Origin of the sequence: Photobacterium rosenbergii (assembly GCF_003026455.1) — a bacterium.
Lineage (GTDB): Bacteria > Pseudomonadota > Gammaproteobacteria > Enterobacterales > Vibrionaceae > Photobacterium > Photobacterium rosenbergii.
The window spans coordinates 1499162-1525449 of sequence record NZ_PYMB01000001.1 but is presented as its reverse complement, the minus strand read 5'-3'; the positions used below and the strand labels follow the sequence as shown (position 1 = coordinate 1525449).

The following is a 26288-nucleotide window of genomic DNA, read 5'->3' as shown; positions in this document are numbered from 1 at the left end:
GCGCGGATATCATCGTGGAGCTGGGATGCGGGAGCACCCAAAAGTGACTCCGAATACATTAGCGCAAACCAACCCCGTCATTAGAAATTGTAGTTGCAATAACGGGGCGGACCATACATTTTTGTATGCGTTGAATATTGGCGTCAGCCCTGCGGACTGATGAGTCCCGCTTGAGCGCAAGCCCGGCCCTCCGCCACTACAACGAAGCCTCAGCAGAAATGCTGGGGCTTTTTGGTATCTACAACTCCCGAAAGTGCAAGGCACTTTAGGTCGCGGAACTAGGCGTCCCCGACGAAAGGCGAGGGCTTTTTCGTATAAGAACCATGAAAGTACAACCAGATCATTCATCCTGTTTGAAACATTGATGCATCAATATTGCGAGAAAAAACGGGGGAATTTTTGCTCTAAAACAGAAGTGCTCTGATGAAATATTTGGTTAGTCTGCTTGTTGCTTATAGTCAGACTTTAAAAAACAAAGAGTTAAACGGAAGGTTTTTATAGTGAGAATTGGATATATTGAGTATGCATGCTCAATGGTCAAACTATTGACGCGTTTGGGTGTCTAATTTATTTGTTGATATTCAAAATAAAATGGGAATTTCTATTTGATTTCAATTAATTAAAAGATATTGAACGCTGTTTTTGAATTAACATCACGAAAATGTGACACATGTGGCATATGCTGTGTGATCTAGCTGCTAACATTTTATTACAATTGGATAAAAATAACTCAAGCTAAGATATATAAAAATCAGCTTGTTTAATACTAATAAATCTTTATTCATGGAAGAATAAACAACGTTTTTATGGCTTTTAATCAGACAGTTTTAGTTCGTGCTGTTATTACAACAGCGATGATTTTATTTGCATTTGTTGTTGACCCTCTTGGCGTTAGAAATGCGGCAGAAAAGCATTACGAGGACCATATTCTACGGCTATGGTCCCCCTTTTATACGGATGATGTTTCACAGGACGTTACTGTCATATTGATAGACGATACTTTTCTGCGCCAGACAGAAAAGTATCCTGTGACTTATCGAAATCTGTCTAACTTACTGAGGGTGATTAGTGCCCATAAACCACAGGCCGTTTTTTTCGATATTCTTCAGCACTATGAACATTCTCCTCGTTTAGACCGTTGGTTAAAAACATTGGGATCTCAAGAGTTTCCCGTATTTATGAGTAGCGACACAGACTATGACACTGAATCTATATTGAGTGATGAAACGTCCCTTCGTTACAAAATATCTAAAGTCAGCCAGCTAACCGCAGTTTCTTGGAGTGGTTACCAGCATTATTATCCGCTATATGTTGATTGGAATGGAAATAAATCTGAAACGGCAGCTATGTCGCTTTATCAAGTATGGTGTGAAGAAGAAAAGGGCCGGTGCAGTTCACTTGTAGAACGATCAAATAGCTTTAGCGACCCAATGATGGTTCAGTGGACCAATAAGTTTGATAGCAAGCAAAATAACTATTTTCCTTTAAGTCATGAATGCGGGCAAGTGTCCAATAGTCAGTTTTCCCAGTTTTGGGAACTGCTTAAGTTAAGCCTTACACAAGGTGTTCAGAGTGATAAGACCCTCGATGAAGGTCTCAGACAGAGGTGTCCACCATTTCTCTCTGTTTCAGCGGCTAAATTATTGGAGTCCGGAGCACTTAAGTCTGAGTCGTTAAGACGAGCAATAGAAAATAGGTTGGTGCTGGTTGGATATTTTCTTCCTGGAGGTACCGATATTGTGCGTTCTCCAGTTCATGGTAGTTTGCCTGGCGTGTATTACCATGCGATGGCACTGGACAATTTAATCAATCTAGATACTGATTATTGGCATGTTCCTGAAAAAATTGGTCTATTTAGTCTAAGTCTTGCTGATATTGTAGAAATTCTTGTCCAAGTAGGAGTGTTGTTTCTTGTTATCTGGTATCGCTATACGCATCTAGAGAATGAACTCACTGACGGTGAGACGCTCAATTCCAGAACCCAGATATATTCCGGTATCAAACCCACAGTGTGTATCGTTGCGCTGATTTTCACTTCGGTTTTGGTATGCCATTTTATTTTGAAAGTAGGTGCACCTAACTGGTATGGGTTATTAATGATCCTATTTTTGGATCTGCCTATTTTTCTTTTCTACTTTCTTGAAGCTGTTAAGAAGTTTGCAACTAACAAAGCAAACCGTATTAGAGAGAAAGTTACTTGTTATATCCACTCAATCAAAACATTGAACAATAGATAAAGGAGTAGCTATGTTTCGCCATAACAAAAGGTGGTTAGGGTTAGGTCTTGTCACAGCTTTAGCGGCTTATCCAGTCGTTGCAGAAGATAAGGTATTGATTTTAGATTTCCTGATGGATTCTGTTGAAATCTGTGATGGTAATTTGGACTGTACTGATGTTGATAAAAAAAGCCTTCCCAACCCATCAGACGAGAAGGTTATCGTTTCAAGCTACGATAAAAAAGAAGGGATGGTGATGTTTAAACATCTTGGTAATGAAAAATGGGTTCATATTACTGAGGTTGAACTAAATCAAAAAGCTGTAGCATCCGTTGTTTGTACAGAACAATCAACAATTTCTAGAAAGTCTGATAAGCAAGTGTTCTCTACATATGGTCTGGGAGAAGGGTGTTAATTATGCGTCAATTGATTACACTGTTTATTATGTCGGGAATACTATCTGGCTGTGCGGTAGATAGTTTAAAAACACTGACAGGTAGTACTTATGAGGGAGTGGATGGGAAGTATATTCATTCTCTCACACCGGAAACCAATCAACCGGTCGTGAATGAAGAAGCAACGGTGAGCAATAATGAAGACACAGAAAAAGAAAAGGTCTTCTATCGCGCAGCCGCTGATAAAAATCTAATTGCCAACCCTTATGCTGAAAAGTACTTAAATGAGATCCTGGCAAACATCCTTGTTGAATGGGATCAACCGGTCGACAAAGATATTAAAGTCGTTATTTCAGCGGATAGAAACTATTCCGCTTTAGCAACGACAGATACGATTGTAATTACTCAGGGTGTTTTGGGAGACGCAGAATCTGAGGATGAATTAGCGTTTATTATCGCACACGAGCTGTCTCATATTCTGTTAGAACATAACGATACTAACGAGTACTTCGCTAAGCAAAGTGCTTTGGTGAGCAAAGCTGCAAATGTTGCTATGGTCTCTGCGGTTGTAGGGGATTTGGAGACGCATAAAACAGCCGATGGCCTTAAGTTAGCTTCCAAAAATTCGGCAAGTGCCCAAAAATTAGTATCAGACTCGTATCGGATGGGAATGACAATCAATCGCCTGAGTCACGATGTGCTGAGCTCTTCAATGAGCCGACAAGATGAAGATGAGGCCGATCTACTTGGTGTCGACTTGATGGTCAAAGCGGGTTACAGCGCTAGGGCATATTATGATGTGATGGATCGGCTTGAAAGTAGTCAGGTGTTCAATAAAGAGCAGTTAGCAGCCAAAAAGCAGGATTTCCAAAGCTTTGTCAGTATGGCTAGTAAGGCAAATAAAAACATAAGTGGGTCAAACTTAGAGACGTTAGGCTATTTGGCCGCAAATGAAGCAGCAACGCGTCTTTTGCAAGATTTTGCTGAGCGACATAACTCACCCAGTGAAAGAAAGCAGGATCTTAATCACTATGTGAAACGTGAATATCGTAAAGAGCGTAGACGTGACTTTTCTACGGAGAAGCTGAATAAAACACTCCGTTCAGGTAAGGCTGAGCAGATACAGAAAAATTACTGGGCTGCTTCTGAAGCAATGAGGGCTGTTGAATTTGGTGATTTAGAGAAGGCTGAAAAATTGGCTCGCCAAGCGGTATCTGGGCCAACTAGCTCTCATGCTTATCCAAGACTGGCGTATTACACCGTTCGAAAATTACAAAATAAGCCCGACAAAGCGGCGCAGAACCTGGCATTAATTAAGAATTGGGATTACGCCTCTATTCAGACATTCGCGTTAGCCTCGCAAGCCTTCCGAGCGCAAAATCAGCATAAAAAAGCCGAACAGGTATTGGAGAAAGCGAAAGTTGCAATAGGATCCGATCAACCATTCTTACCAGAATATATTGCCTTGTATCGTAGCATGGGGGAGCAGTCTAAGTTAGACGAGCATCTTAAACGCTGTGATAACGTGAGTGAAAATAATATTGTCGCTCAATGTTATCAAGCAGCAGGCGTAGAGATTCCATCAGACACTAAGAAAGCCAGTAAAGGGTTCTTTGATTCGATAACCAGCATGGTTGAGATTTAACGGCTATGAATTGCGCAATTGACTCTTAGATTCAATTATCCAAAGCCTCCAATACAGCGTTGGAGGCTTTTGTTTATTGTGGGTAAAGAGATGATTAGATCATTAAGGTTGCACTAATTTTCTTTGAGCTAATGAAAGGACCGTCCGCTCTACTTGGGCTACGATTTCTGATTCTTGCTCCCAAGTATTCCAATAAAGATCGACAAAGATGGGATGAGGGGAAAGTGTTATTAATTCAGAAGGTAAAGGCTGATTTTCAATTAGGAGTTTAGGAAGCATAGTCCAAGCGACCCCACAGTTCACTGCGTCAAGAAGTACATGGGAGCTTGGAAAATAATGCGTCCTTTGCTGTTTACGTTCTACGCCATGAATAGATAGGTACCTGTCGACCAGATCATCCTCCCTGTCGAATATAGCGACAGGGGAAGAGCTGAGCTGTTCGTTGTTAATCCCGTTTTTGAAGTAATGCTTAAAATACGATTGAGAGCATACCGGCAGATATTCTAATTGGCCGAGGTATCGTGTTTTACATCCACCGAGGTGATTGGCTTTCGAGGTGATAGCCGCGATGACTTCGCCACTCTTGAGCAATGTTTGGGTTGATACCGTATTTGATGTCCGGATATCAAAAGATAGGTTAGGCCTGTCACTAAAGTGATCTATTACATCCATAAACCAGCAGCTTAAGCTGTCATGATTGACGGCAATAGCAAGGGAAAGGGAATCATTGTCAATGCCATGCTTCAGCGCGAGATCCAGTTCATTTTGCAGTAACAGCATACGACGTGCATAGCCCAGCACTTGCTTCCCTACTTCTGTCGTTTGTGGTGGTGTAGTACGGACTAAAACGGAACTGCCTACTCGGTTTTCCAGTGACTTTATCCGCTGCGATACGGCGCCGGGTGAGATATGCAGTTGGCGGGCGGCATTATCAAAACTTTGGCCATCAACGATAGCGATTAAGGTTTCCATTTCCTTATTATCTAACATTCCCAACACCTACCATCTTTAATTTTGCTATAGATATATTAAATTATTTAGTTTTATGCAACTCGTAGGGGAGATTACTATCAATTTGAAATCACATGAATTGATAGGGATCTTTCACAATGACCAAACCACTCACGCGATCACCACTGAAGGCACCACAAACTTTTCTCGATTTTCCTTTTGTGAATGATTTTGACAATTTCTCCTCAGATATTGCCATTTTAGGTGTGCCTTATGGCATGCCATACAGTGTCGATGGGATGGCTAATGATCAGAGCTTGGCGCCTGATCATATCCGTAGTTGGTCAACGCTCTCGGAAGTTGAAATGACGTTAGAGAATTACGACTTCGACTTGGGTGGGACCTTGTTAGATGGCAAAGATATCAATATTGTGGATTGCGGTAATGTCACCTCCAGCATGGCTAGCCTCAATGAGCACTATGAGAATGCTGAGCAAGTAGCCCGTTCTATTTTTGCCGCTGGCTCAGTTCTTATTACGTTAGGGGGGGATCATGGTGTGCCTATCCCTATATTGAAAGCACTGGATGTATTGGATAAAGAAATCACCCTGATCCACATTGATGCCCATCTGGACTGGCGTGATGAAATCAACGGTGAGAAGAACGGATATTCCAGCGTTATCCGCCGTGCTTCCGAGCTTCCCCATATCAAAGGAATCCATCAGATTGGCATGCGGGGGATAGGCAGCGCAAAAAATCAGGAAGTAAGTGATGCCATCGCTCACGGCTGCTCGATTACAACCGCTTACCAGCTCCATGACTTAGGTATGGAAGAAGTACTCAAGACTATTCCTGACGGCGGCACGTATTATTTGACGATTGATGCTGATGGTATCGACCCTACCATTATGCCTGCCGTGCTGGCTCAAACTCCTGGTGGTTTAAACTGGGTTCAACTTCATAAGCTAATACACGGTTTGGTGAAAAAAGGACGGGTAGTGGGTATGGACTTGGTCGAGATCACCCCTTCTTGTGATATTGGCAATATATCCATGATCCATGCCGAACGACTACTGTGTAATTTTATCGGGGCAACGGTTAGGGCGGGGTATTACGACAAGTGACGTAGGCCAAAAATGGCATCTACTTGCTTGCGTATTTTTACTTATATTTTGAGGTAATGATTAATAATTTAATAAGTTAACTACTTATAAGAAACCACCCATAGAATGTCGTTTTGCATAATCAAACGATCAGGACGACGAAATGGGTGGCGTTAAACAATTATATGTAGGCATAGCTTTGGCTATGTCGGTCCTTTTGACTGGTGCGATAGCACTGGATCAGGCAGTCTTTTTACGGCTCCTACTAGGGCTAGGTCTTGGTATTGCCTTGACCAAAGGGGCGATTGGCTTTGCTGGTAGTATTAACCGTGCATACCGTCGAGGTTCAACCCGGTTACTTCAGGCGCTGATGTTGTTGTTTGTCGTGACAGCCATTATTAACGCCGGGCTGTTATACGGTGCTGAACCGGGTAGTTATAACCTTTGGGTGAACCCAATTAATGCTGGTTTGATCATCGGCGGTCTGATGTTTGGTTTTGGTATGACGCTGTCCAGTTGCTGTGCTTCAGGAGTGATGGTTGAAATGGTCAGTGATGTGCCAAGGGCTTTGACCACCTTGGTCGCATTTGGTTTTGGTGTGTTTATCGGTTTCCCAATACAGTCGTCGTCGCCTTTGGTAACAGAGACTTTTTTCTCGACGGCCAGTTATCAAGGCAAGGGGGTATTCCTGCCTGATTTGTTTGCGTGGGGACCACTGAATGGGTATTTGATTTCAATGTTGGTCACTATTGGTTTCGCGGTTGCTACCGTTTGGCTTGCCAAGAAGTATCAGCAAAAGCGCCAGCAAGAGGGGACTTATCTGGGGGTCGAGGCAGAACAGAAAAGAGAGCCTCAACACTTAGGCTCGATAGAGACTCAGCGCTTTTCATGGCTTAGCAGTCTGTGGAGCATGAATTCTGCTATTTTGGTTATCGCACTAATCTTCGGCGTAATGATGGCGACAACGTCTTCTGGTTGGGGGGCATCATCACCGTTTGGGTTCTGGTTCGGTAAAGCGCTACTGGCTGTTGGTATTGATCTTGAAGCAATCACGTCATTTACTGACCGTCCTGCTCAAGCCTTTACCACGCCGTTTTTTGAACATGGCGTGTCGGTACAGAATTTGGGTATTTTGCTTGGCACCTTGGTAGCCGTACTGTGGATAGGGAAGTTTAGTTCGCCATTTTCTGCTCGTTACTCCTTGAAGCAGTATATGTTGTTCGCTTTAGGCGGAGTATTAATGGGATTGGGAACCCGTTTTGCCAATGGCTGTAACGTTGGAGCACTTTACACACCGATTGCCAATTTTTCTTTGTCAGGGTGGATATTCTTCGCAACCATAGTTGCTGGAGGTGTATTCGGAAACCAGTTTGCAAGAAAGATGTCGTTGATCCCTGCGGCCCCATCCAAAATATTGAAACCAGAAACTGTTACGAGTTAATAAGGGGATTTTGAGAGTTTAATAAATTATAGATAGGTAAAAAAAAGCGGGCTGTAGAATGCCCGCCCCTAAAAAAGGAAATAATAGCTTTTAGCACAACTTCAGGAAAATCGACTACCCATATAAAAGATTTCTCCTTAGGTGCGTGAGCATAATAGAGCTTCTGTTCAATATAAACAAATTGGTAATACCAATCACTTTAATAGCCTGAGCCTATCACTTCATTCCTATATCCTCATATACCACGGAATTAGCTAAAATTAACTTTAAATGCGTGAGTGGTTGAATTCTAATCTGTGATTAAAATGAAAATACACGATTAAGTGAATATATGGCCTATGAATAGAAATCATGGTGGAAAAATGAAAGATCCATTTAGAAAAATCTGTAATGGAATAGAGAGATAGGTGTTAAAAGCCAAAGTAAGTAACGTATTTTGAATGTTAAAAATGATATAAAAGAAGGGGCATAAAAACGCCCCTACTGTTATTTGAACAAAATCAAATGCTGATGAAGTGTTATTAGTTTTGTAATATTTGCGAGCCTTGTTTCATTTTTTTCGATAACTTTCTGAAGCCTGGCAAGGGTGTGAATCTTTTTCCTGTCAATTTTCATGCAACATTCAAGAACTTCAATCATGTTTGCCCTAGTGACAAATGGTTGATTTTGCCCTTGCTTGAAAATGTCAAACGCACCTGAATGGTAGGCGGTTGAAACCTTCAAGAAATCAAGTTCAGGGTTTTCACTGATAATGCTAAAAAAGGTATTCTTCGAAGGAATATTCCAACTTGGCTCACCGCAATTATCGATATTTGTGATAAAAAAACTAGTCTTTAAAGAGTGATTTGAAACGATCTGCATCATTCCTCCATTTAAAACTCTGACGCTAATGCGAATGACTAATTTTTAATTATTTTTATAATTTAGCATAACTCACACATTATTAGATGTTTAAAAACTCCGCGAGGCGGTCTAACTCGTCTAAAGTGATGCATTCGACATGGATAAATTGGTTGCCCTCATCGTCAAGGTTAAAGATACCCTGATACCTACCATCGATATTAATAACCTTCACTGACTTCGCCTGAATGGTCGCCCCAAGGCCAGATTCATGCAGAATGGTGAAATTTTTGTTACCGTGAGAAATGATCAGCGTTTCGTTTTCTAATTTTATAAACATGGACTACCTAATATAAATTTCATCATCTGTTAGCACTAACAATACATTTGAAAAGTCGGGGCCTTCACCCCAAAGATTACAGCGGTTTGTTACGAGTTCTTCATGGTTTGCAATTTCTTGGATAGATCTGCTACCGCGTTTATAACGGTAGGCATAGAGTGCTTTGTCAATAACAATGCTAGCCATCTCATTCCAAAAGTTACGGCCTTGAAGGTTAGCATGGTTGTCGCTTGCAATAATATTGAACCTCTCTAGCAGATATTCCAATAAAATCTGCTCTGATAAGTCGGCAATCATTGCTTTATGCCGGGGCTTAATGCTTTTCCAAATCCAGAGCTGAACCGATGGCTTTTCGTTTAGAACAACATCATCAAGTATTGTTCCGGTAACATGAAATGCGATTTCTCTGTCATAGTGATCGAAAAGGACAATCAGGAACTGCTTTTCATTGAGCTCTATTCGTTTAAACTCACTGCCAACAATCAATGAGCTACGTACTATCTCATTCACGCTGACTTGTGACTTAGCCATCAATTCATCATAGCGAGCTTTATTGAATCTTTGGTGGTTTAGAAAATCATGAGATCTAGCTACTTTATCGTTATAAATACAGTTTCTTGGCATGGTAAAACCTGATTAAGTAGGGATACGAACAAAACGATCCCAATAGTCCTTAACACATAGAACATTGTTCGCGTGCTTTTTGCTTGCCATTGATAAAAGCAAAGCGGCCAAGAACAAATGCTGAAATGAGTAAAATTGGATTGAGGCTGAAGACGAAATATCCACAAACAAGGAGTATAATTCTCAAAACAGCTGTCACAATTACAGCAAGGTTGTGATACCTGAAATCCTTCTTGGCACCGTGTATAACCCACTGTATGTTTTCTTTTCGGTCTCTATTAATATATTGAACAGTTTTGTAATAGTAGCCGCATACATGTGATAAAAACATGTATATAACGAATGCTGCGATATTAAGGAAGAACAGCATCAGTACTTCTCAACAATATGAGCCTTTTTTGAGGCTTTACTATGGAATGTTTTAGCTTTTTTAGCATAATGAAACTCTGACATTACGTAGTCATACTCCGCACTGCCAGTAACCATTTCACCTGACTCGTCAGTAAGAATTACACCGTCTGTCTTGTAATTTTTAAGTGTGCCTTCATCAACAACTGAGATGTTATGTTCTTTAGTATACTTGTCGAAAGAGGTTGTTGATGAGATGTGACCATCTTCATCATCAAGGCTGACAGTATGATAACTCTTACCCTCTCTCTCGTAGTAAACAATAGATTTTAAATAGTTACATTCATTCTTAAGATATAGTATCTCTGTTTGAGCCTTACTATACGTTGTAACTATTACATTTTCGGTTGAGCAACCTTGTTCGGTATAAGCTGCAATAGAATACATAGGGGTGGATACGATAATAGCTGCTAGCAGTGTTTTTCTCATTTTAATGTTTTTACACGTCATGTTATAAATTTTTTGATATGAAATATCAACCTGCACAGTTAATTAAAATACAGATTATGTAGTTATTTTTGTTCTACATCGCCTTCGGAAATATTTGCTTCCGTGTTGACAATGGGTTTTGTCTTGTTATTTACTGGAGATTGAAAATTCCCCTTAGTCATAACCGCCTGTAGTTTCGCAGCCTGCGCCCTCGTCATTTTTCGGCTTCGGTCCCTTTGGTTTTGGATAAACTTTCGGGTTAGACTCGGTGATGTCAATATGAGGGGTGACTTTGGGCTCATTTTCTTACTCCATTTGAGGCGGTTAAGTTATTGTAAGTTGTTGTTTTGTTTGTGATTGTTATATTTTTTATGCTTTGTAACCACATGGCGATTAGGCTTTCACATCTAATGACGCACAACCTTCATACTGAGTATTCGTTTTTCAAATATATGTAATTCTGTGAGTGACTATTTTTGTTACTCATAGAAAACTGGTTTGGATAGACAGTTAAGTTTGACCAGCGCTACCATTAAAATATCTAGAAGGAATACAAGTTTTCATTTGGTGAATTTTATAGTTCTATTTTAACTCATGTCCAGAAAATAAATGCATTTAACTGCTGTCTGTTTATATAACAATCATTCTAATAATAAATGAATTAGTCCAATAGTTTTTATCGAGCATAGTGATAGCTAAAACCGATTTAGCGAGATTTAGCGAATCAACATCGAGTTACGTATAAACACTCCTGATGCATATGTTTTACGTTTCTATAGGATTTTTAAATTATTTACAACGTTATTGAATGAAGCATTATGGCTAATCGTATGATAGATAAAGGTTACTAGTACTTAAATTAACGTTAATAGATTTTACTTATTGAATGTATAAGTCAGGACGAATTGGCCGTATTTTTTTCCGCGTGTAATATCACTGGCAACAACAGGAGAGCCCTATGAATAATAGAAATATTATTGGCTTGGATAAATGTAAGTCGAGCGAAGTTGTACGCTTACTTAACAAGCTGTTAGCGAATTACCAGATCCATTATATGAATACCCGCGGTTACCATTGGAACATCCAAGGTAAAGAGTTTTTCGAGCTGCATGAAAAGTTTGAGGAAGTGTACCTTGACTTGCAAGGCAAGATAGATGAGCTTGCCGAGCGAATTCTAACCCTCGGTGGAACACCTAACCATAGCTTCTCTACTTATGTTGGAGTAAGCGAAATCAAAGAACACTTAAATGCCCGTTCTGGTGAAGAATGTATGGAGCGCCTGCAAAGTGGCTTTGATACTTTATTACACATGCAGCGTGTAATACTTGCCTTCTCTGGAGATGCTGAAGATGAAGGTACGGCAGCTCTTATGGGCGATTACATCCGCGAGCAAGAAAAGCTAATGTGGATGTTCAACGCCTACAACCGATAACGAAGTCATACTCCCTTGAGTCGTTAAAATTGTCGTTAAGCTAAAGCGCTATATTCTCCCATTTGGGAAACGGGCCTATTCTGTGGCCCGTTTTTTTTATCCTGCTTATTGACAACAAGTCTTTAGGTTCCTGAGGGTTTTGTTGAGCAAATCAGTTTGAACTCTTTCATTATGAGAGGATTTGATCGTTGGTGTTTCAACCAAACCTTGGTAAGAGGTGTAATTCGTCATCTTGCTATTGATGCTACTGAGCTAACAGCGTCAGGCGAAGCGAATGGAAAGTCAAGTGGTATGGTGCAGAGATGTAGCTTAAGGCATAAACCTCAGTTGATTGCTGACGCTTATAGAAATCCGATTGTTAGCGCTGACTATATTTTTGCCATGTTATCACACGATTAAACCTAAAAAAGCTAAGCTATCAACTCTTCCAAGAAGAGGTGCTGCATATTGGGAAAACCGCATCCGAGGAATCAAACAGTTGCTAACCAGTTAGTTTATCGAGCCAATGAGCCTCTAAGAATATAATGGGTAGGTTGGTAAGCTTCATGCCGCAGATCGTGTTTTCAATATGGTATTGAGTCTAGGCATGTCTCAAACAACCAGAGTTGGCTAACTATAAGGCAGTGATGGCCTCACTCGGCTTAAATTCAATTTACGCGACAAAGCTGCTCCTTAGCCAAATATCAATGTTGACCTTATCGATTGGCGATATAACGTCCGTTATTGAAGTTGAGGAAGGAGGATATCATTTCCCGCTAACATTTATCAGCTGTGCAAGGCAAGGACTTGCCTAACTCAAGTGGTCTCTATTCGAAGGATTAAGAAGCCTGTCTGTCCGTACATCAGCCACTAAGCGGTGTTAGTGTCAGTATACTCAGACCCTCTTAATCTTGAAAAGGTCATCTTATTTAAGTGTTGGTTAATCTCACCGAGCCAGATTCTTAGACTAGTTTGAGCCTTTATTCACCACAAGAATTTGTGCTTCTTTCCATTTTCGAGTTCAACATGGATCTTAAGTTTCCCACCACAGGCTTGGACATATCGATTTAACTGCTCAACAGTAAGCTTTGATTCATGCTTTTCCAAATCGAGCAGCTTTCGACCAGATATACCTAGTTCATCTGCCAGCATGAATAATGTTTTCTTCTGTTTGTTGCGCAGAGTCGATAAGCTTCGATCCAGTAGTCGGTAGAATTTATTACTCTCTTCTTTGACCTCTATTGGCGGTGCGCCTGTTATTTCCATACCACGACTTCTTGCATAGAGCTCCCGTATTGGTTTGCTCATTTTTAATAAAGGTATCTCATCTAAATTCTGTTTATTCTTCATAATGGTACTTAAAGAAAGCCTACATATAAAGGTTGTCTAATGAAGGAGTTCACTTGTTGACTACTAACAGTTTCCGAACTCTAATTCACCTCATGCTTAATGAGGCGGATATTGCATTTTAGTTATAAAAATTGTTGTTATGGGTTAGTTCTGAATTTTTAGTTTGTTATGTTAATATCGACAGGGCCATACAAAGATTCGTAAACTATGCCAGTTGCTCATATGATGGTTCCATAGAAAAGGGTTAAGGCTACTAAATTTTTTCCTATGGGCAATTTTGCGCTGCATATTACTCGCTTTTGATGGAAAAAAATAAAGAAATAGCGCCCCTATGGATATTTAAATGTAACAATTCGTTATCTATAGAAGGACTGACTCGTTATATGTCCACTTCAATTAACGCAAACAAGGTTGATGGATTACTATATTGGCCTTGATCGGTTAGACAACTAAGTTTGCTCGGGGGAGGTATTTTCATACCGGATGACTTCATACAGTCCACATGCTTCTGTAATGTCATCTTTGCTTTTGGAATGATGTCTTGGATGGTTTCAGCAGCACTAAAGCACCAAGCAAAATCTGGAAAGCAAATTCCATGAGGGGATTCATTCTGGCCGACGGTAATAACGATAGGGTATTTCAAAAGGGTGTACTTGCTATTTTGGAATTGATTCGTGATTATCCACAATCAGATGATAATATCAACCTATTACATTAATAGGTAAAATTAATCTTAAAAGACAGTACTATAGTTATGTTACGTAATATTTAATTTTCACAAGTGAGAAAAGTTCTGACTTTTTATGTAAATAAATGAATAGTTGCACGTTGAGTCTAGTGGTAAATGCCTTTGTGGGATGCAGGGTGGCGCGAGAAATACCTTGTTGGCTTTGAAAAGGATAGGCAGCTTTCAAAATCTATGGTGTTTTGGTAGAAATTTAAACGTTGCTTGTGTCGTAATTAGCGATATACTTCCGGCAGGGTAACAGCTTTGTTATATTTGTTCAGATGAAAACACTCATTAAAATTCTTAATCATGATTTAGGTGTGCTTGTACCAGTTCTGTTCTGTCTCTATGCAGTTCTCTGGATCATGTATAAGCTCGTCCTACCCTTAACCAGTTAATTCACCGATGTAAGAGAAGTTCATATGGGATCAGTTAAAGATAAGTCCGCCGTGCAAAACGAGATTCTCATGGAAGAAATAGATTTGCTTAAAAAGGATATTGCTTGGCTGAAGTATGCTTTTAAAGCGTTATTTGTGGTGTTAGCAATTGGGATAATCAAGCTACATATCTTCGCTTAAGATGGAGCCCGATTTTCGGGCTTGATGTTAAGCGGTCCAAAAATATATCGGTATTGAAAAAGAAAGTGTACTGATTTGTGAAGATAGTCGGATAGTTGTTTTTTTAATCATACAGTACCTCACAATAATACATTACACATCATCACTAGCACATTGTTTTTCGAAATGCAGCCTGGAAAAGGCCGTAAGTCGATACCGGATACGTTATGGCTATAAGTTTTAATAAAATATTGCTGATTTCCACTTTGGTCTCGATATTCACTATCGGGGGAGTATTTAGTTATTACAGCAATGATGATAAACATAGGCTGGAAACTACTGAGTACATGAATATTCTATGTAGAAACGAAATTATTAGTTGAAGTGAGTAAACCTAAAGTCAATCTGCGACACTCATCTGTAAGGATGGGCTAAACGCTATCCTCTTAGATCACTTCACTTGTAACGGGGTTCGTGAGTTAAAATGATACCGAGCAGTCGATATGCTCCTGATTTTTTAGAATATGAAAATAATTTGCAAAAATTTGTATGTTTTTTGGCTCTCATAGCGAATTAAGTACGATGTACAGTCTTCATTAATAGCAAAATTGGAAATTATAAGATGGATAGTACTGAAATCCGTAATTTGCGGAATACCTTACAACTGTCTGTGGTCGAGTTTGCTGAACTCCTTTCTGTCAGCAAAGATACAGTATACAGCTGGGAGTTGGGCCGCCGAGTCCCAATGGGCCTGATTAAGAAAGTAATGAAACTCATTGCGCAAGACCAAGATGTTTTTCAAAAATTCGTTCATATGACGGAAGTCGAGCGAGAACAACAAAGGAAGTAAGTTTGATATAGAGGCAGTGATGTCAATTCAAATTGATACCTCATAATACCCAACAATAAACTATAAAAATATACACTACTATGGTTATCCAATCGCAGCCGTTATTCACGGTCAAATGTAAAAATAAGTAACCAGACATTTAATCGGTAGTGATTAAATTGCTCAACGAGTTAACGATGAATAAATATATTGAAGGTAAAACTGTATATCAATTGCCTGAGTATCAATTTAATGCCTTGCTAGCTTCAAGGGCAGGTTCAGGTAAGAAAGCATTAAAAGCACAAAAAGATTTTGAGTTGGTCGTGATTGATCGCGGTTGGGCTTTCCATAAAAATTATGAGTACACGGGCACAGGAAAACACGTGTTGCTTGTCTCTCCCAATGGAAAAGGTTATTCCATTCCACCAAGTAAATTCAGGCAAGGTGGTGGCGCTAAGCTAGATTTTGAAACCAACAGAAAGCAGTTTCTTTATACCCTCTGCGAAAGCGACTTAAATGCCTACTTAAATTTGTATTCTGGCGCACTGAAGTCGATGCTAGAAAAGCAGCTTGAGTTTGAACGCAATGCAATAAGCCGTGGCTGGACATTTCCAGATTCATACCGTTACGAACGCGTAACGGACCGTGTCAGTGCTGTGGCACCAAGCGGGGAAACTGTACGTGTGCAACCTAATTTCTTCTTGCGTGGTGGTTATAAGCAATATCAACTTTAGCTTTCATGGATGTTAAATTTTGATCCTATAACCTATCGAAATAGGAGCGTAAATTGTGTATCCTCACTTTTTGAACGTTGTTTTATTTGGTGTAGGTTGGTTGCATGTTAAAGATTGTGTTGGTCGAGGATGACGAGAAGCTGTGTGAGCTGTTAGCAAATTACCTTCGGCAACAGCAGTTTGAAGTGATCACAGTACACGATGGGCTGGAAGCGCCTGATGTGATCATTAACCACCAACCGGATTTAGTGGTGTTGGATCTTATGTTACCAGGCATGGATGGGCTGAGTATTTGTCGTAAGATCCGTGGCAAGGTGAAGAGTAAAATCATGATCCTGACGGCAAGCGATGACGATATCGATCATGTGGCAGGGCTAGAAGTTGGCGGTGATGATTTTGTTAACAAGCCAATCAAGCCACGCGTGTTGCTGGCGAGGATCAGAATGCTGTTGCGCCGTGAATTGAATAACTTGAATTCTGCTCAAAGTGAAGAGAGTGCTGCGGTGTCATCGGATGAAATGGAGCATCGATATGGCTCGCTGACCGTGAATCACCGTAGCCGCAGTTGTGAGATGAACGGGGAAGCGGTGAGCCTAACGGATAGTGAGTTTAACCTTTTGTGGTTGCTAGCCTGTCACCCTGATGAAGTGTTAACCCGGGAGTTCTTGGTGCTGGAAACCCGCGGCATAAAATATGATGGTCTGGACCGCACCATCGACAATAAGATCGTCACCCTACGCAAGAAGCTAGGCGATAATCCGTCTCTACCAAGGAAGATCATTACAGTTCGCGGAAAAGGATACCTGTTCGTGCCAGATCGCTGGTAGGGAGAGTCTATGAAGCGTCTCTACCTCGAGTTTTTCGTTGGGTTATCTGGTCTTTTCTTCCTTTGTATTTTGGCATTCTCTTATGTGACCCAAGAGCTGACAACTGACTATGAAGCTGAGTTGGAAATCAGCCATGTATCTAGCGTAATGCAGATCCTCGATGATGTTGCAGCCCAGCGAGGGCAGCAAAAGGCTGATAAGCTACTCGCTGGCTACGCTGAGAAAAGTCATCTGACCTTTCAGCAATTCACTTGGGATGAAATCGGATTTACGCAATCAGAGCGCAACGAATTGAGCCGCCGTGGTGCCCTGTTTGATGATGAGAACGAGTACTGGGTCGTTTTTGGCGATCAGCAGTGGGTCTACTATCTCCAGCCGGATATTGAAGAAGATCTCTGGCAGATGCTGGATTTAGAGGTCAAACTGTTGTGGGCGTCCTTTTTTGCCACCTTTGCTTTGTACAGTGCCATTATGCTGAGGCTGTTATCCGGGCGTTTTCGTAAGTTAGAAGAGGCCACCATGGCTTTCTCTGATGGTGACTTTAAGGTTCGTGCGTCGGAGAAAGCCGGTGATAGGGTCGGACGCCTCAATGCCCGTTTCAACCAGATGGCAGATAAAATCTCTGAGTTGATCCAGAGCCACAAACATCTAACCAATGCTATTGCTCATGAGTTAAGAACCCCTATTTTCCGAATGCAATGTCAGTTAGATTTGCTGGAAGAGTCAGCATTAAATACCGCGCAAAAAGGCTATGTTGCCGGTATTTATGATGATATTGATGAGTTGGAATCGCTGATTGAAGAGCTACTTTACTTTGCCAAGATGGAACGCTCCGGAGTGACACTACAGCTCAAGCAGCAGGATGTTGCCGAGGTACTGCAACGCACGATTGCCCATTGCCAGAAAGACACTAAGCAAATTCTGAGTTTGGAGTGTCCCGAGCAGTGCTATTTCGACGTCGACGCACATCATTTGGAACGAGCGGTATCCAACATTATCCGCAATGCTTTTCGATACGCGAAACGCTGCATTTCTGTCAAAGTATTCTGCCAAGAGGGTGCATTGACGATTCAGGTTGATGATGACGGTTGTGGTATACCGCCGGAAGAGCGGGAGAATGTCTTAAAGCCCTTTTATCGGGTGGGAACTTCCCGCGACCGGCAATCTGGAGGGCATGGTTTGGGACTGGCTATCGTTGCCCAGGTTGTCTCTTTACATCAAGGGGAAATTCATATCAGTGAAAGTGATTGCGGTGGTGCAAGATTCACTATCCGCTTGCCGCAGGCGAAATGCCACCTAGTTAAATAACAATAACTTGATAACATTAGAGGAAGCTTTGGCTTCCTCTTTTTTATCCTCTTAACTGGCAAGAGCAACGAGGTGGAAGAAGGCGACTATCCCGGTGAGTTTGTTACGCATGGGTTGGTAGTCTGCAGGGCTATTCTCTTTTTCTACCTCCCGTATTTTCTTCTCGGCAAACCAAATGGCGACAAAACCAAATAGCAGAACGAGAACCGACCATACATAGCTTTCAGGCGAGTGAAGTAACACGCCCCAAGCAATCAGCGCAAATAGATTACTAAGCAACAAGGCATTACGACTCAGGCTGGTTTTCATATGGTCTATTGCATTGCCCCACAAAATGCCGGAAAGAAAGCTAAGGATCACCGCGCTATAGGCAATAAAGACTTTGTGTGCACTGAGGCCGAACAAGGTTTTGTCAGCCCAAATGCAAATCAAGCTAAGGGCAAACGGGATTAAACCTAAATAGGCTAGCCGGTTCATGATTTGATTAGGTGTTGAACTCATTGTGCGCTCCCTCATTATTTGCTTTTAAAAAGCATAGCGTAAGAAACGCACCGCCATGATTTGCTACCTGCTATAACTCGATATTTAGAGGCTCATGGGTTGGGTTGATGAGGGGCTTTATTGAGGTGATTTCTCAGTAATTGGCTCCATAGTGGTACATAGAAATGGCATGCGCGGTAAAACAGGTATGCTGCTGCACTCAACCCAGAGAGAGAAGCGCAAAGGTGAACGGATAACCCGAATGCAATCCCAATGAGCATGACGACAAGCGAAAGCAGTATCGAGCGCCAGATATTTTCAACTAAATAAGCTATCCACTGCCTGAAGTTGGTCTCCCTCAGTTTAAATCGAAGGACCAGTAGAACGGCAAGATATAAAGCAGGGATCAGACTAACAAGGGGGACCGGCCAGCCTTGATATAGGGTGAAACCAATCAATAGCTTACCTGAAACGGCATAGGTAAGAGCCAATGAATGGATAAACTCGAAGGGAATAATAGTTGCGATAGCGAACAATAAAAGACCTGCAGCATAGACGACAGAGCCTGAGAACAGGATAAAATAGACTGGCAAACCGATAGTGAGGTGCGCTAAAGGAGCGAGTGTCATTGTATGCATTAGCCATTTTAGCCAAGCAGCATGATTTTCCATAACCACCTCCACATGCCAATAGGGAATTGGTAATGCTGTTATCATCTAATGAATAGATGAATAATGCAACGGCATGTATATCTATGTTTGATGGAGGTCAGTATTAACGGCATTTGTGAAGATTGTGTTGTTAACGCATGACATATAGGCCTTTGAAGCATTACTATATCCCCGTTGTGATTACTGTTGAGATTAAAAATGAGAAAGCTTTCTCTTGCGACATGCACTTTTGCGCTTCTTTCCTCTTGGTCTGTGTTTGCTTCAACGGAAGTTGATTCAGATTCAGCGCCGGTTGCGTTCCAGGCTTTGCCAGAAATCATGGTTAAATTTGATGATGCACAAGAGTACCGCAAGAAAGCTGTCACCTTGGGCAGGCTTCCTCACAAAGTTGAAATGGGTAAACAATTCCCTACCTACGTGGCGGGAGAGGATGGTAAGCCGGCATTGGAAACCCAAAACACGGTAACGGATGATGTTGTGATTGCCCGCAATCCTTTGCCTGTTGTTGGCGCAGTTTACAATGAGTGGTTGGTTCCCAAGGAAACATGGCAGTCTACTTACGGTGAGTTACCTATGTTTGACACCTTTATGCCATTCAAAAGAGTGAAAAGCATTAAAGCCATTCCGATCACAGAAGATATCCTTAGCCTGTTGGGTAGTCTCGATGGAGAAACCGCAGTTATCGATGTAGATTGGAATGACGCTGGAATGAAAGTCTATAAAGATGGCTATCTGACCGATGGCGGTTACGGTATTGCCCCGGAAGAAATGCAGAACACTTATGAGAAAATAGAATAGATTAAGGCTAACAGTCTTATCTAGAAATGTTTTCGCTTATACGCCTCGCCATCAACCAGCGAGGCGTTTTTGATCCTTTCGCAGGCGATTCCGATTCGCCGCTATCATTGATGTAAGCGCTGAAATTTAACCCCGATCACATTTATTCCTGAACAAGCACTGTTTTGGTTGTTTAGCTAAATCGGTTTAGCAATAATTGACTCAGAATGAAATTTTGGAGATAAGAGCATGGCAAAAGTATGGGTCACCGGTGATGCGGTTGTTGACCTCATTCCTGAAGGGGAAGGGACATATCTGAAATGCCCAGGTGGTGCGCCAGCAAATGTTGCAGTCGGTATTGCCCGCCTTGGTGGCGAAACGGCTTTCTTTGGTCGTGTTGGTCAAGATCCGCTGGGCCGTTTCATGAAGCAGGTGTTGTCTGAGGAAGGCGTGAACACAGATCTGATGAAGCTAGATGCCGAGCACCGCACTTCAACGGTGATTGTTGATTTGGACGATGAAGGTGAGCGAAGCTTTACCTTTATGGTTAAACCGAGTGCCGACCAATTCACTTCGAGCGAAGATGTCCCTGCTTTTGCCCATGGTGAGTGGTTACATGCCTGTTCTATTGCCCTTGCCAATGAACCTTCTCGCGGTACGACATTAGCGGCAATGGAAGCGATTAAAGCTGCTGGTGGCTATGTCTCTTTTGACCCTAACTTGCGTGAAGAAGTATGGGCTAACCCTGCAGAATTGAAACCCGTCGTGATGCAAGCTGTCGCGCTTTCTGACGTGGTGAAGTTCTCTGATGACGAGTTGTTGTTCTTAACGGATAAATCTGACTTGCAGTCAGCGTTGGCATTCCTTGAGGAAAACTACCAGCTTCCTTTGGTTATCGTTACTCAGGGTAAGAAAGGCGCTTTGGTTGTTCAGGGCAATGAACAGCAGTTGGTTACCGGTAAACCGGTTAGCCCTGTAGATACCACAGGTGCTGGTGATGCGTTTGTTGGCGGTCTGTTGGCAGGTTTGGTATCTGTCGATAACTGGCAAGCTAAAGAGACCCTGCTTGATATTATCAAGCAAGCCAACGCCTGCGGCGCGCTAGCGACAACAGCCAAAGGTGCAATGACAGCGTTGCCGACAGCAGAGCAATTGACTGAGTATTTGGCAGACTAGCCTTTTGGGGCTGTACTCTAGTTCAAGATGATGAACTGTGTATAAGAGACCTAGCGCTTGCTAGGTCTTTTTGATCTACATGTAATTAGATCTCTACCCTATACTCCTGGCAGCTTTACGTTCTGCCGTACATATTGGCAAAACCTGGAATGTGTTTTTCCCAAACCGGTACATCATCACCGATAATCGCCTTGAGCGTATCGATAAAAAGCTTGGTTTTGATTGGTGCATCTCGGTGAGGGTATACCGCGTAGAACGTGCCAAAATCATCCAAGTTTAACTGCGTCATAATCGGTATAAGCTTGCCATCAAGAATTTCATTTTCGATCATCTGTGCAGTGACTACGGCCAAGGTATTTCCGGCTACGGCACTTTGGGTGATCATCTCTACGTCATTGACCCTGTAGGCGACCTTTAGCTGAAAAGAGCGGCTCTCGTTGTTCTTATTGAGGTAACCGAACTTATCGATGACTAACCCCGGTGCAGAGTAAACCGTCGCAGGCAAAGACTCTAACTGCTCAATGGTATTAATGTCGCCATACTTTTCGATGAAATCAGGCGAGGCAACAATGAGAAGCCTACTACGTGCGACTTTTCTGGTGATCAGGCTGGAGTCTTTAGGCTTACCGATACGAAAACCGATATCAAATCCTTCCCTGACCATATCAACAACACGGTCTTCCAAACGAAGCTCGATATCTACTTCAGGGTATTGTTGCTGAAATGTATGTACCGCTTGTTGAACATATTGGCGGCCGAACAAGGTGGTGCTGGTTATTCGCAATACGCCCCTAGGCTCGGCATGGTAATTCTGAGCCAGACGATGGGTATTGCTTAGCAAGTCCCGCAATGATTTTGCTTGGTTGACCATTTCGTTGCCTGCGGCAGTCAAAGAGAGCGAACGTGTTGTCCTATTTAATAAGCGAACGCCCAACTCATCTTCCAGTCGGCTGATATGTTTAGATATCACCGATCTATCAACGTTTCTCTGTTCGGCCACGTTAGTAAACGAGCCAAGTTCTACGACTTCTAGAAGTAACAGCAATCGACTTGGGAAATCCATACACCCTCTTTGTTGCTTAGATAGCACCAATAATGTGCCAATTTGAGCATTTTTCTTCTCCTATGACAAACCTATAGTTATTACACATTGAGGGCACAACGAATAAGGCCCATTACGCAGAGTGAGGAAAAATCCATGAGCAAGTTATCAATAACCCATGACAGCGGCATTGCAACAGTTACTATCAACAATCCTCCGGTAAATGTGTTGACGATTGATTTGATTAACGAAATCAATGAATTTGTGCTGTCTCTTAAGGATAACCGCGAGACTAAAGTGGTGGTATTCAAGTCACTGCACGAGCAGTTCTTTTTGGCTCATTTGGATTTGAATGTCATCAATGGTACTCAAGGAGGCCAAGCGGCATCCATTGAATTCAATCACATGATTGCCAATATCAAAGCCATGAAGCAAGTCTCAGTCGCAGTTGTTGATGGTGTTGCTCGTGGTGGGGGTAATGAATTTGTGATGGCCTGTGATTTAGCCTATGGCACCGAAAATGCGGCATTTGCCCAGCCTGAAATTCACGTCAATATTCCAACAGGCGGCATGGGGGCGGTACACTTTGCCAGAAGGATGGGTAAAAACAAGGCGCTGCAAGCATTGCTGGTAGGCAATGATTTTACCGCTCAACAAGCCGAGGCATTAAATATTATTACTCAATATGTGCCAAAAGCAGAGATGGAAGGCTTTCTTGCCCAAGTACTCGGAGTTATCAGTCAACTCGAGATCCGAGACATTGTGATGTACAAGGAGATCATCAATACATCCATTACTGATGAAAATGCGGGGGCAGAACTGGAGCTTCGCTACTTCCTAGAGCGAGCCAAAGAAGAAAAGACCCAAGCGATTATTTCTGCTTTCTTAAAACACGGCGGCCAAACCGAGCGTGAAGCAAAAGATATCCAAGGGATTTTCGTCGATACCGCAGCTGAATTGGCAAAATAGAACCTGATTAACCAAAAAGGCAGCCATAGGGAATACTCTGGCTGCCTCTTTGTGATTGAGTCCTAAAACTTAGCCAAGCAACCAGGCTTTTGCATCAACAGAGACAGGCTCGTCATTAATCAGGCGAACGCCAGTGGCATCTTCAGCGGTAAATACACGCGCTGTCATGACATATTCGCCCTGATTGATAAATAGCTCTAGCGATGAGTTGTCTGCCAGTAGCTGTACCTCAACATCGCGTTGCTCAACCCACGGCAACTCGCGGATCGTTTCTCCATCAGTAGGCTGGGCATGGGTGCGATCTAATTGGATCATCTGTTTGTCAGCATCAAGGATGATGTCACAGTACTCGCTGCCGTTGTCCATCACTCGAAGCGTTGTTTGTCCTTTGGTAGGCCAAGGTAGGGTAGTTTGCAGTTCAAAACTCTTGCTGCCGAGATCTACATGAGAATTGCCCTTGCTAGTGCTGAGCTCAAAGCGCTGCATTTCACCACGCAGTTGTTGCACTTCACGAACTGGTTGTTGGTAAAGCTTACCGTTTTGCCAAGTTAGCTCTCTCAAGCAAGTAAGCTGGTGGACCCATTGGTCTTTGACACTTGGTTGGTCGATTTCATCGGGTAACCCCATCCAACCCACCATTAAGCGACGACCGTCCGGAGCTTCCGTCGACTGCGGCGCATAGAAATCAAAGCCGTAATCCAGAGTTTGGAAACCTGACAAGTTAAGCTGGTCGTTGTCATCCAGTGTCGCTTGCAGGTAACCATTATGGTGCGGGATGTTATGGTGTTCGCTATCGGCTTCAATACCTTGCGGACAAATGATCGCAATCAGCTGATCGCCAAGCTCAAACAGATCCGGGCACTCCCACATGTAACCGAAGTCGTTTAGCTCGTTACCGGCCAGTGAGACAAACTCCCATTGGCGTAAATCATTTGAGCGGTAAACCGCCAAGCGGCCAAGTAGTTGCCCATCATTTGTCTCCTGCTGCGCCCCTAACAGCATCAGCCAGTGATCGCCATTTTTAACCAGCTTCGGATCGCGGCAATGCGGCGTCACCGATGGTGGAAGGCTGTCGATTACCGGGCCGTGCTTGGTGAAATGAATTCCGTCTGTCGAGGTCGCAAGGCACTGGGTGGTAATTCGGTCACGTTGTTCGCCGATGCGGACATTGCCGGTGTAGAACAGCATCAGCTCTTCCTCGGTACTGACCGCATGGCCAGAGAAGACACCGTGGCTGTCGAACCAGTCCGATGGGAACAGGGCCATAGGCTGGTTTTGCCAGTTAATTAGATCGGTGCTGGTGACATGCGCCCAGTACTTGTCTTTGTGAACACAGTCAAACGGGTAGAGCTGGTAGAACAGGTGGTATTCACCATTGTGGTAGGTAAAACCGTTAGGATCGTTTAACAAGCCCTGTGGTGGGGCAATGTGCCACAAAGGACGGTGTTGTGATTCCGTCGCTTCACTGACATTCACGAGTTGCTGGCGTTGGTTTTGCTCGATGATCCGGCCAAGTCTATCCCAGTCAGCGTTGCTCAAAGGCGATTCTGGCGTCCACGAGACTTGATTGAGGTTGCTGTGGAAGGGCAGCACACGAGCAAGATCAGAGCGAAGCTCTGGGTCCTTAAGCTCCAGAATCACCTGTTGCTCGACACGCAGGGCGCGCAAGAGATTATTGGAACCGCCGCAGGCAGCAAGGATATCTGTCAGTGTCATGGATGCGAGACCTTAAGCATTATTTGCTTGTTAATTTTCGGGAACGTTCCAAAAATACAGAAAATGCAGTATTTAAGGCAAGGGGAGTTGTGGAATTACTCCCCTTTATGAAGAAAACTGTGCGTTTGATCGCTTTTTGAGGTAGGAAAACGAAGGAAGGTGTTTAGGCGCTTTCGCGAGGTACCCAGTCAAAGCCCAGTACCAGTTTGGAAACTTGGCTGCGGCCCTGTTCAATGATTTCCAGCAGCATTTTGGCAGCATTGTTACCCGCAGGTTCGAAGCCGTAAGCAAAAGTAGAAAGGCTCGGAGAGACGACTGCGGCCATTTCGTCATTACCGACACCGATTACCTTGATATCTTTGCCGGGCTCCAGACCTGCGGCAGTGATAGCTTGCATCGCACCGATTGCAATTCGGTCGGTAGCACAAAAAACACCATCAACCTGTTGATTGCTAGATAAAATATCAGCCATCTCCTGACGGCCAGAAGCGATTGAAAATTGCCCTTGGCTATGGAACTTGGGCGGTTTAGTTGCCAAGTGTTTGAGGGCCGTCGAGAAGCCATCAAAGCGTTGCTGGTCAACAGCGATATCATCGCTTTGTACCCCGAGGAAGCCAACATGATTACAGCCTGCTTGGGAGAGGAGTTCGCCGGCACAATAACCAACTCGGTAGTCATCATGGATGACACTGGGGATATTGAAACTCGAACCATCCTGGCCGATCAGAACCACCGGTGCCTTGGAGCGCTTGATAGCAGTAACGAGCTCATCATCGATATGAGTGGCAAACATCACGATACCTTCAACCCTTTTTTGGTTGAATAGCTCGATATATTGCAACTCCTTGCCTGCCTGTAAACGGCTGTTGGCGAGCAATACCTGCTTGCCAGCCTGTTCGAAGATCTCGCTTAGTCCATCGACCCCTTGTGACGTGGCATTGGAGGCAACGCGTGGAACGATTATTCCTATCAGATTGGTTTTATTGGACTTTAAGTCTTTTGCGACTTGGTTAACAACGTAGCCGCACTCTTCAATTGCGCGTTTTACTTTGACTTTTGTAGCTTCTTTAACGCCATATTCGTCGTTGATCACCCGGGAAACCGTTGATTTCGATACCCCGGCAAGTCGGGCTACATCGTGTAGGCTTGCCATACATAACTCCTTGGTTACCCACGATGATCCAGCAAATTAGGGATGCATTGCAATCTCTGTGCTTTGGATAAGCCCTTTAGAGTGAGCTTGATCACATTTGATCGTGCTGGATAGCCATATTCATCGATCCCTCTCACAGTCAGCGAAGCAAAGCTTGACGCCAGCTTAC

Annotated in this window: 26 protein-coding genes; 14 read left to right on the top strand and 12 right to left on the bottom strand. The window is 42.9% G+C overall.

Features of this window, described 5'->3' with window-relative positions; translation table 11 throughout:
- Positions 1–806 precede the first annotated feature (806 nt).
- Genes C9J01_RS07040 through C9J01_RS07030 form a run of 3 tightly spaced genes read left to right on the top strand, consistent with a single transcriptional unit; the run spans position 807 to position 4256 of the window.
- Positions 807–2237, top strand: coding sequence for a CHASE2 domain-containing protein (locus C9J01_RS07040; protein ID WP_107297362.1), 1431 nt, complete (start codon positions 807–809; stop codon positions 2235–2237).
- 10 nt (positions 2238–2247) lie between these two features.
- Positions 2248–2631 carry a hypothetical protein gene (locus C9J01_RS07035; RefSeq protein WP_107297361.1) on the top strand — a complete coding sequence of 128 codons (384 nt, stop codon included), beginning with the start codon at positions 2248–2250 and terminating at the stop codon, positions 2629–2631.
- A gap of 2 nt (positions 2632–2633) precedes the next feature.
- Positions 2634–4256, top strand: a complete 1623-nt coding sequence (locus tag C9J01_RS07030) for a M48 family metalloprotease (protein ID WP_107297360.1) — start codon at positions 2634–2636, stop codon at positions 4254–4256.
- Between the two features lie 102 nt (positions 4257–4358).
- On the opposite strand, the gene C9J01_RS07025 is transcribed toward C9J01_RS07030, so the two are convergent.
- Positions 4359–5246, bottom strand: coding sequence for an ArgP/LysG family DNA-binding transcriptional regulator (locus tag C9J01_RS07025; protein WP_107297359.1), 888 nt, complete (start codon positions 5244–5246; stop codon positions 4359–4361).
- 119 nt (positions 5247–5365) lie between these two features.
- Here C9J01_RS07025 and C9J01_RS07020 point away from each other — a divergent pair, with 119 nt between their 5' ends.
- Together C9J01_RS07020 and C9J01_RS07015 are read left to right on the top strand one after the other, a co-directional pair.
- Positions 5366–6331: an agmatinase gene (locus C9J01_RS07020; protein ID WP_107297358.1), complete on the top strand. Its 966-nt coding sequence runs from the start codon at positions 5366–5368 to the stop codon at positions 6329–6331.
- Between the two features lie 142 nt (positions 6332–6473).
- Positions 6474–7751 carry a YeeE/YedE family protein gene (locus C9J01_RS07015; protein ID WP_107297357.1) on the top strand — a complete coding sequence of 426 codons (1278 nt, stop codon included), beginning with the start codon at positions 6474–6476 and terminating at the stop codon, positions 7749–7751.
- Positions 7752–8237: 486 nt separating this feature from the next.
- On the opposite strand, the gene C9J01_RS07010 is transcribed toward C9J01_RS07015, so the two are convergent.
- The 4 genes from C9J01_RS07010 to C9J01_RS06990 all read right to left on the bottom strand — a co-directional run bounded on the left by C9J01_RS07010 (position 8238) and on the right by C9J01_RS06990 (position 10392).
- The gene (locus C9J01_RS07010) at positions 8238–8612 is read right to left on the bottom strand and encodes a hypothetical protein (protein ID WP_107297356.1); all 375 of its coding nucleotides are present in this window, start codon (positions 8610–8612) and stop codon (positions 8238–8240) included.
- Positions 8613–8694: 82 nt separating this feature from the next.
- On the bottom strand, positions 8695–8931 hold the full coding sequence (locus tag C9J01_RS07005; RefSeq protein ID WP_107297355.1) for a hypothetical protein: 237 nt from the start codon (positions 8929–8931) through the stop codon (positions 8695–8697).
- A 3-nt stretch (positions 8932–8934) separates the two neighbouring features.
- Positions 8935–9462 (bottom strand): hypothetical protein, encoded by a 528-nt coding sequence (locus tag C9J01_RS07000; protein WP_146157066.1) that lies wholly within the window; start codon positions 9460–9462, stop codon positions 8935–8937.
- Between the two features lie 462 nt (positions 9463–9924).
- Entirely contained in the window at positions 9925–10392 is a 468-nt protein-coding gene (locus C9J01_RS06990; RefSeq protein WP_146157065.1) for a hypothetical protein, read from the bottom strand.
- A gap of 958 nt (positions 10393–11350) precedes the next feature.
- Between C9J01_RS06990 and C9J01_RS06980 the strand changes: the two genes are divergently transcribed.
- Positions 11351–11824: a Dps family protein gene (locus tag C9J01_RS06980; RefSeq protein ID WP_107297350.1), complete on the top strand. Its 474-nt coding sequence runs from the start codon at positions 11351–11353 to the stop codon at positions 11822–11824.
- Positions 11825–12787: 963 nt separating this feature from the next.
- Here the strand turns inward: C9J01_RS06980 and C9J01_RS06975 are convergent.
- Both C9J01_RS06975 and C9J01_RS30155 read right to left on the bottom strand, forming a co-directional pair.
- A complete protein-coding gene (locus tag C9J01_RS06975; RefSeq protein ID WP_107297349.1) occupies positions 12788–13153 on the bottom strand; it encodes a hypothetical protein in 366 nt (121 codons plus the stop codon).
- 379 nt (positions 13154–13532) lie between these two features.
- Positions 13533–13796: a type II toxin-antitoxin system HicB family antitoxin gene (locus C9J01_RS30155; protein ID WP_158264502.1), complete on the bottom strand. Its 264-nt coding sequence runs from the start codon at positions 13794–13796 to the stop codon at positions 13533–13535.
- A 506-nt stretch (positions 13797–14302) separates the two neighbouring features.
- Here C9J01_RS30155 and C9J01_RS29595 point away from each other — a divergent pair.
- The 5 genes from C9J01_RS29595 (at position 14303) to C9J01_RS06950 (ending at position 18135) form a co-directional block, all read left to right on the top strand.
- Positions 14303–14458 (top strand): hypothetical protein, encoded by a 156-nt coding sequence (locus C9J01_RS29595; protein WP_158264501.1) that lies wholly within the window; start codon positions 14303–14305, stop codon positions 14456–14458.
- Between the two features lie 601 nt (positions 14459–15059).
- Entirely contained in the window at positions 15060–15287 is a 228-nt protein-coding gene (locus C9J01_RS06965; protein ID WP_107297347.1) for a helix-turn-helix domain-containing protein, read from the top strand.
- A gap of 176 nt (positions 15288–15463) precedes the next feature.
- Positions 15464–16000 (top strand): hypothetical protein, encoded by a 537-nt coding sequence (locus C9J01_RS06960; RefSeq protein ID WP_107297346.1) that lies wholly within the window; start codon positions 15464–15466, stop codon positions 15998–16000.
- Between the two features lie 104 nt (positions 16001–16104).
- Positions 16105–16827 carry a response regulator gene (locus tag C9J01_RS06955; RefSeq protein WP_107297345.1) on the top strand — a complete coding sequence of 241 codons (723 nt, stop codon included), beginning with the start codon at positions 16105–16107 and terminating at the stop codon, positions 16825–16827.
- A gap of 9 nt (positions 16828–16836) precedes the next feature.
- Positions 16837–18135, top strand: coding sequence for an ATP-binding protein (locus tag C9J01_RS06950; RefSeq protein ID WP_107297344.1), 1299 nt, complete (start codon positions 16837–16839; stop codon positions 18133–18135).
- A gap of 51 nt (positions 18136–18186) precedes the next feature.
- On the opposite strand, the gene C9J01_RS06945 is transcribed toward C9J01_RS06950, so the two are convergent.
- Entirely contained in the window at positions 18187–18636 is a 450-nt protein-coding gene (locus C9J01_RS06945) for a DUF3429 domain-containing protein (RefSeq protein ID WP_201797791.1), read from the bottom strand.
- Positions 18637–18728: 92 nt separating this feature from the next.
- Complete coding sequence (locus C9J01_RS06940; RefSeq protein ID WP_107297342.1) at positions 18729–19286, bottom strand: hypothetical protein; 558 nt, start codon at positions 19284–19286, stop codon at positions 18729–18731.
- Positions 19287–19484: 198 nt separating this feature from the next.
- On the opposite strand from C9J01_RS06940, the gene C9J01_RS06935 reads away from it, so the two are divergent.
- Together C9J01_RS06935 and C9J01_RS06930 are read left to right on the top strand one after the other, a co-directional pair.
- The gene (locus tag C9J01_RS06935; RefSeq protein WP_237156887.1) at positions 19485–20084 is read left to right on the top strand and encodes a hypothetical protein; all 600 of its coding nucleotides are present in this window, start codon (positions 19485–19487) and stop codon (positions 20082–20084) included.
- A 228-nt stretch (positions 20085–20312) separates the two neighbouring features.
- Positions 20313–21239, top strand: a complete 927-nt coding sequence (locus C9J01_RS06930) for an aminoimidazole riboside kinase (RefSeq protein WP_107297341.1) — start codon at positions 20313–20315, stop codon at positions 21237–21239.
- A 115-nt stretch (positions 21240–21354) separates the two neighbouring features.
- Here C9J01_RS06930 and C9J01_RS06925 read toward each other — a convergent pair whose 3' ends face one another.
- Positions 21355–22302, bottom strand: a complete 948-nt coding sequence (locus tag C9J01_RS06925) for a LysR family transcriptional regulator (RefSeq protein ID WP_107297340.1) — start codon at positions 22300–22302, stop codon at positions 21355–21357.
- A gap of 135 nt (positions 22303–22437) precedes the next feature.
- On the opposite strand from C9J01_RS06925, the gene C9J01_RS06920 reads away from it, so the two are divergent.
- Entirely contained in the window at positions 22438–23250 is an 813-nt protein-coding gene (locus tag C9J01_RS06920; protein ID WP_107297339.1) for an enoyl-CoA hydratase/isomerase family protein, read from the top strand.
- A 69-nt stretch (positions 23251–23319) separates the two neighbouring features.
- Here C9J01_RS06920 and C9J01_RS06915 read toward each other — a convergent pair whose 3' ends face one another.
- Together C9J01_RS06915 and C9J01_RS06910 are read right to left on the bottom strand one after the other, a co-directional pair.
- Positions 23320–24966: a glycoside hydrolase family 32 protein gene (locus C9J01_RS06915; protein ID WP_107297338.1), complete on the bottom strand. Its 1647-nt coding sequence runs from the start codon at positions 24964–24966 to the stop codon at positions 23320–23322.
- 163 nt (positions 24967–25129) lie between these two features.
- The gene (locus C9J01_RS06910) at positions 25130–26119 is read right to left on the bottom strand and encodes a LacI family DNA-binding transcriptional regulator (RefSeq protein WP_107297337.1); all 990 of its coding nucleotides are present in this window, start codon (positions 26117–26119) and stop codon (positions 25130–25132) included.
- Positions 26120–26288 lie beyond the last annotated feature (169 nt).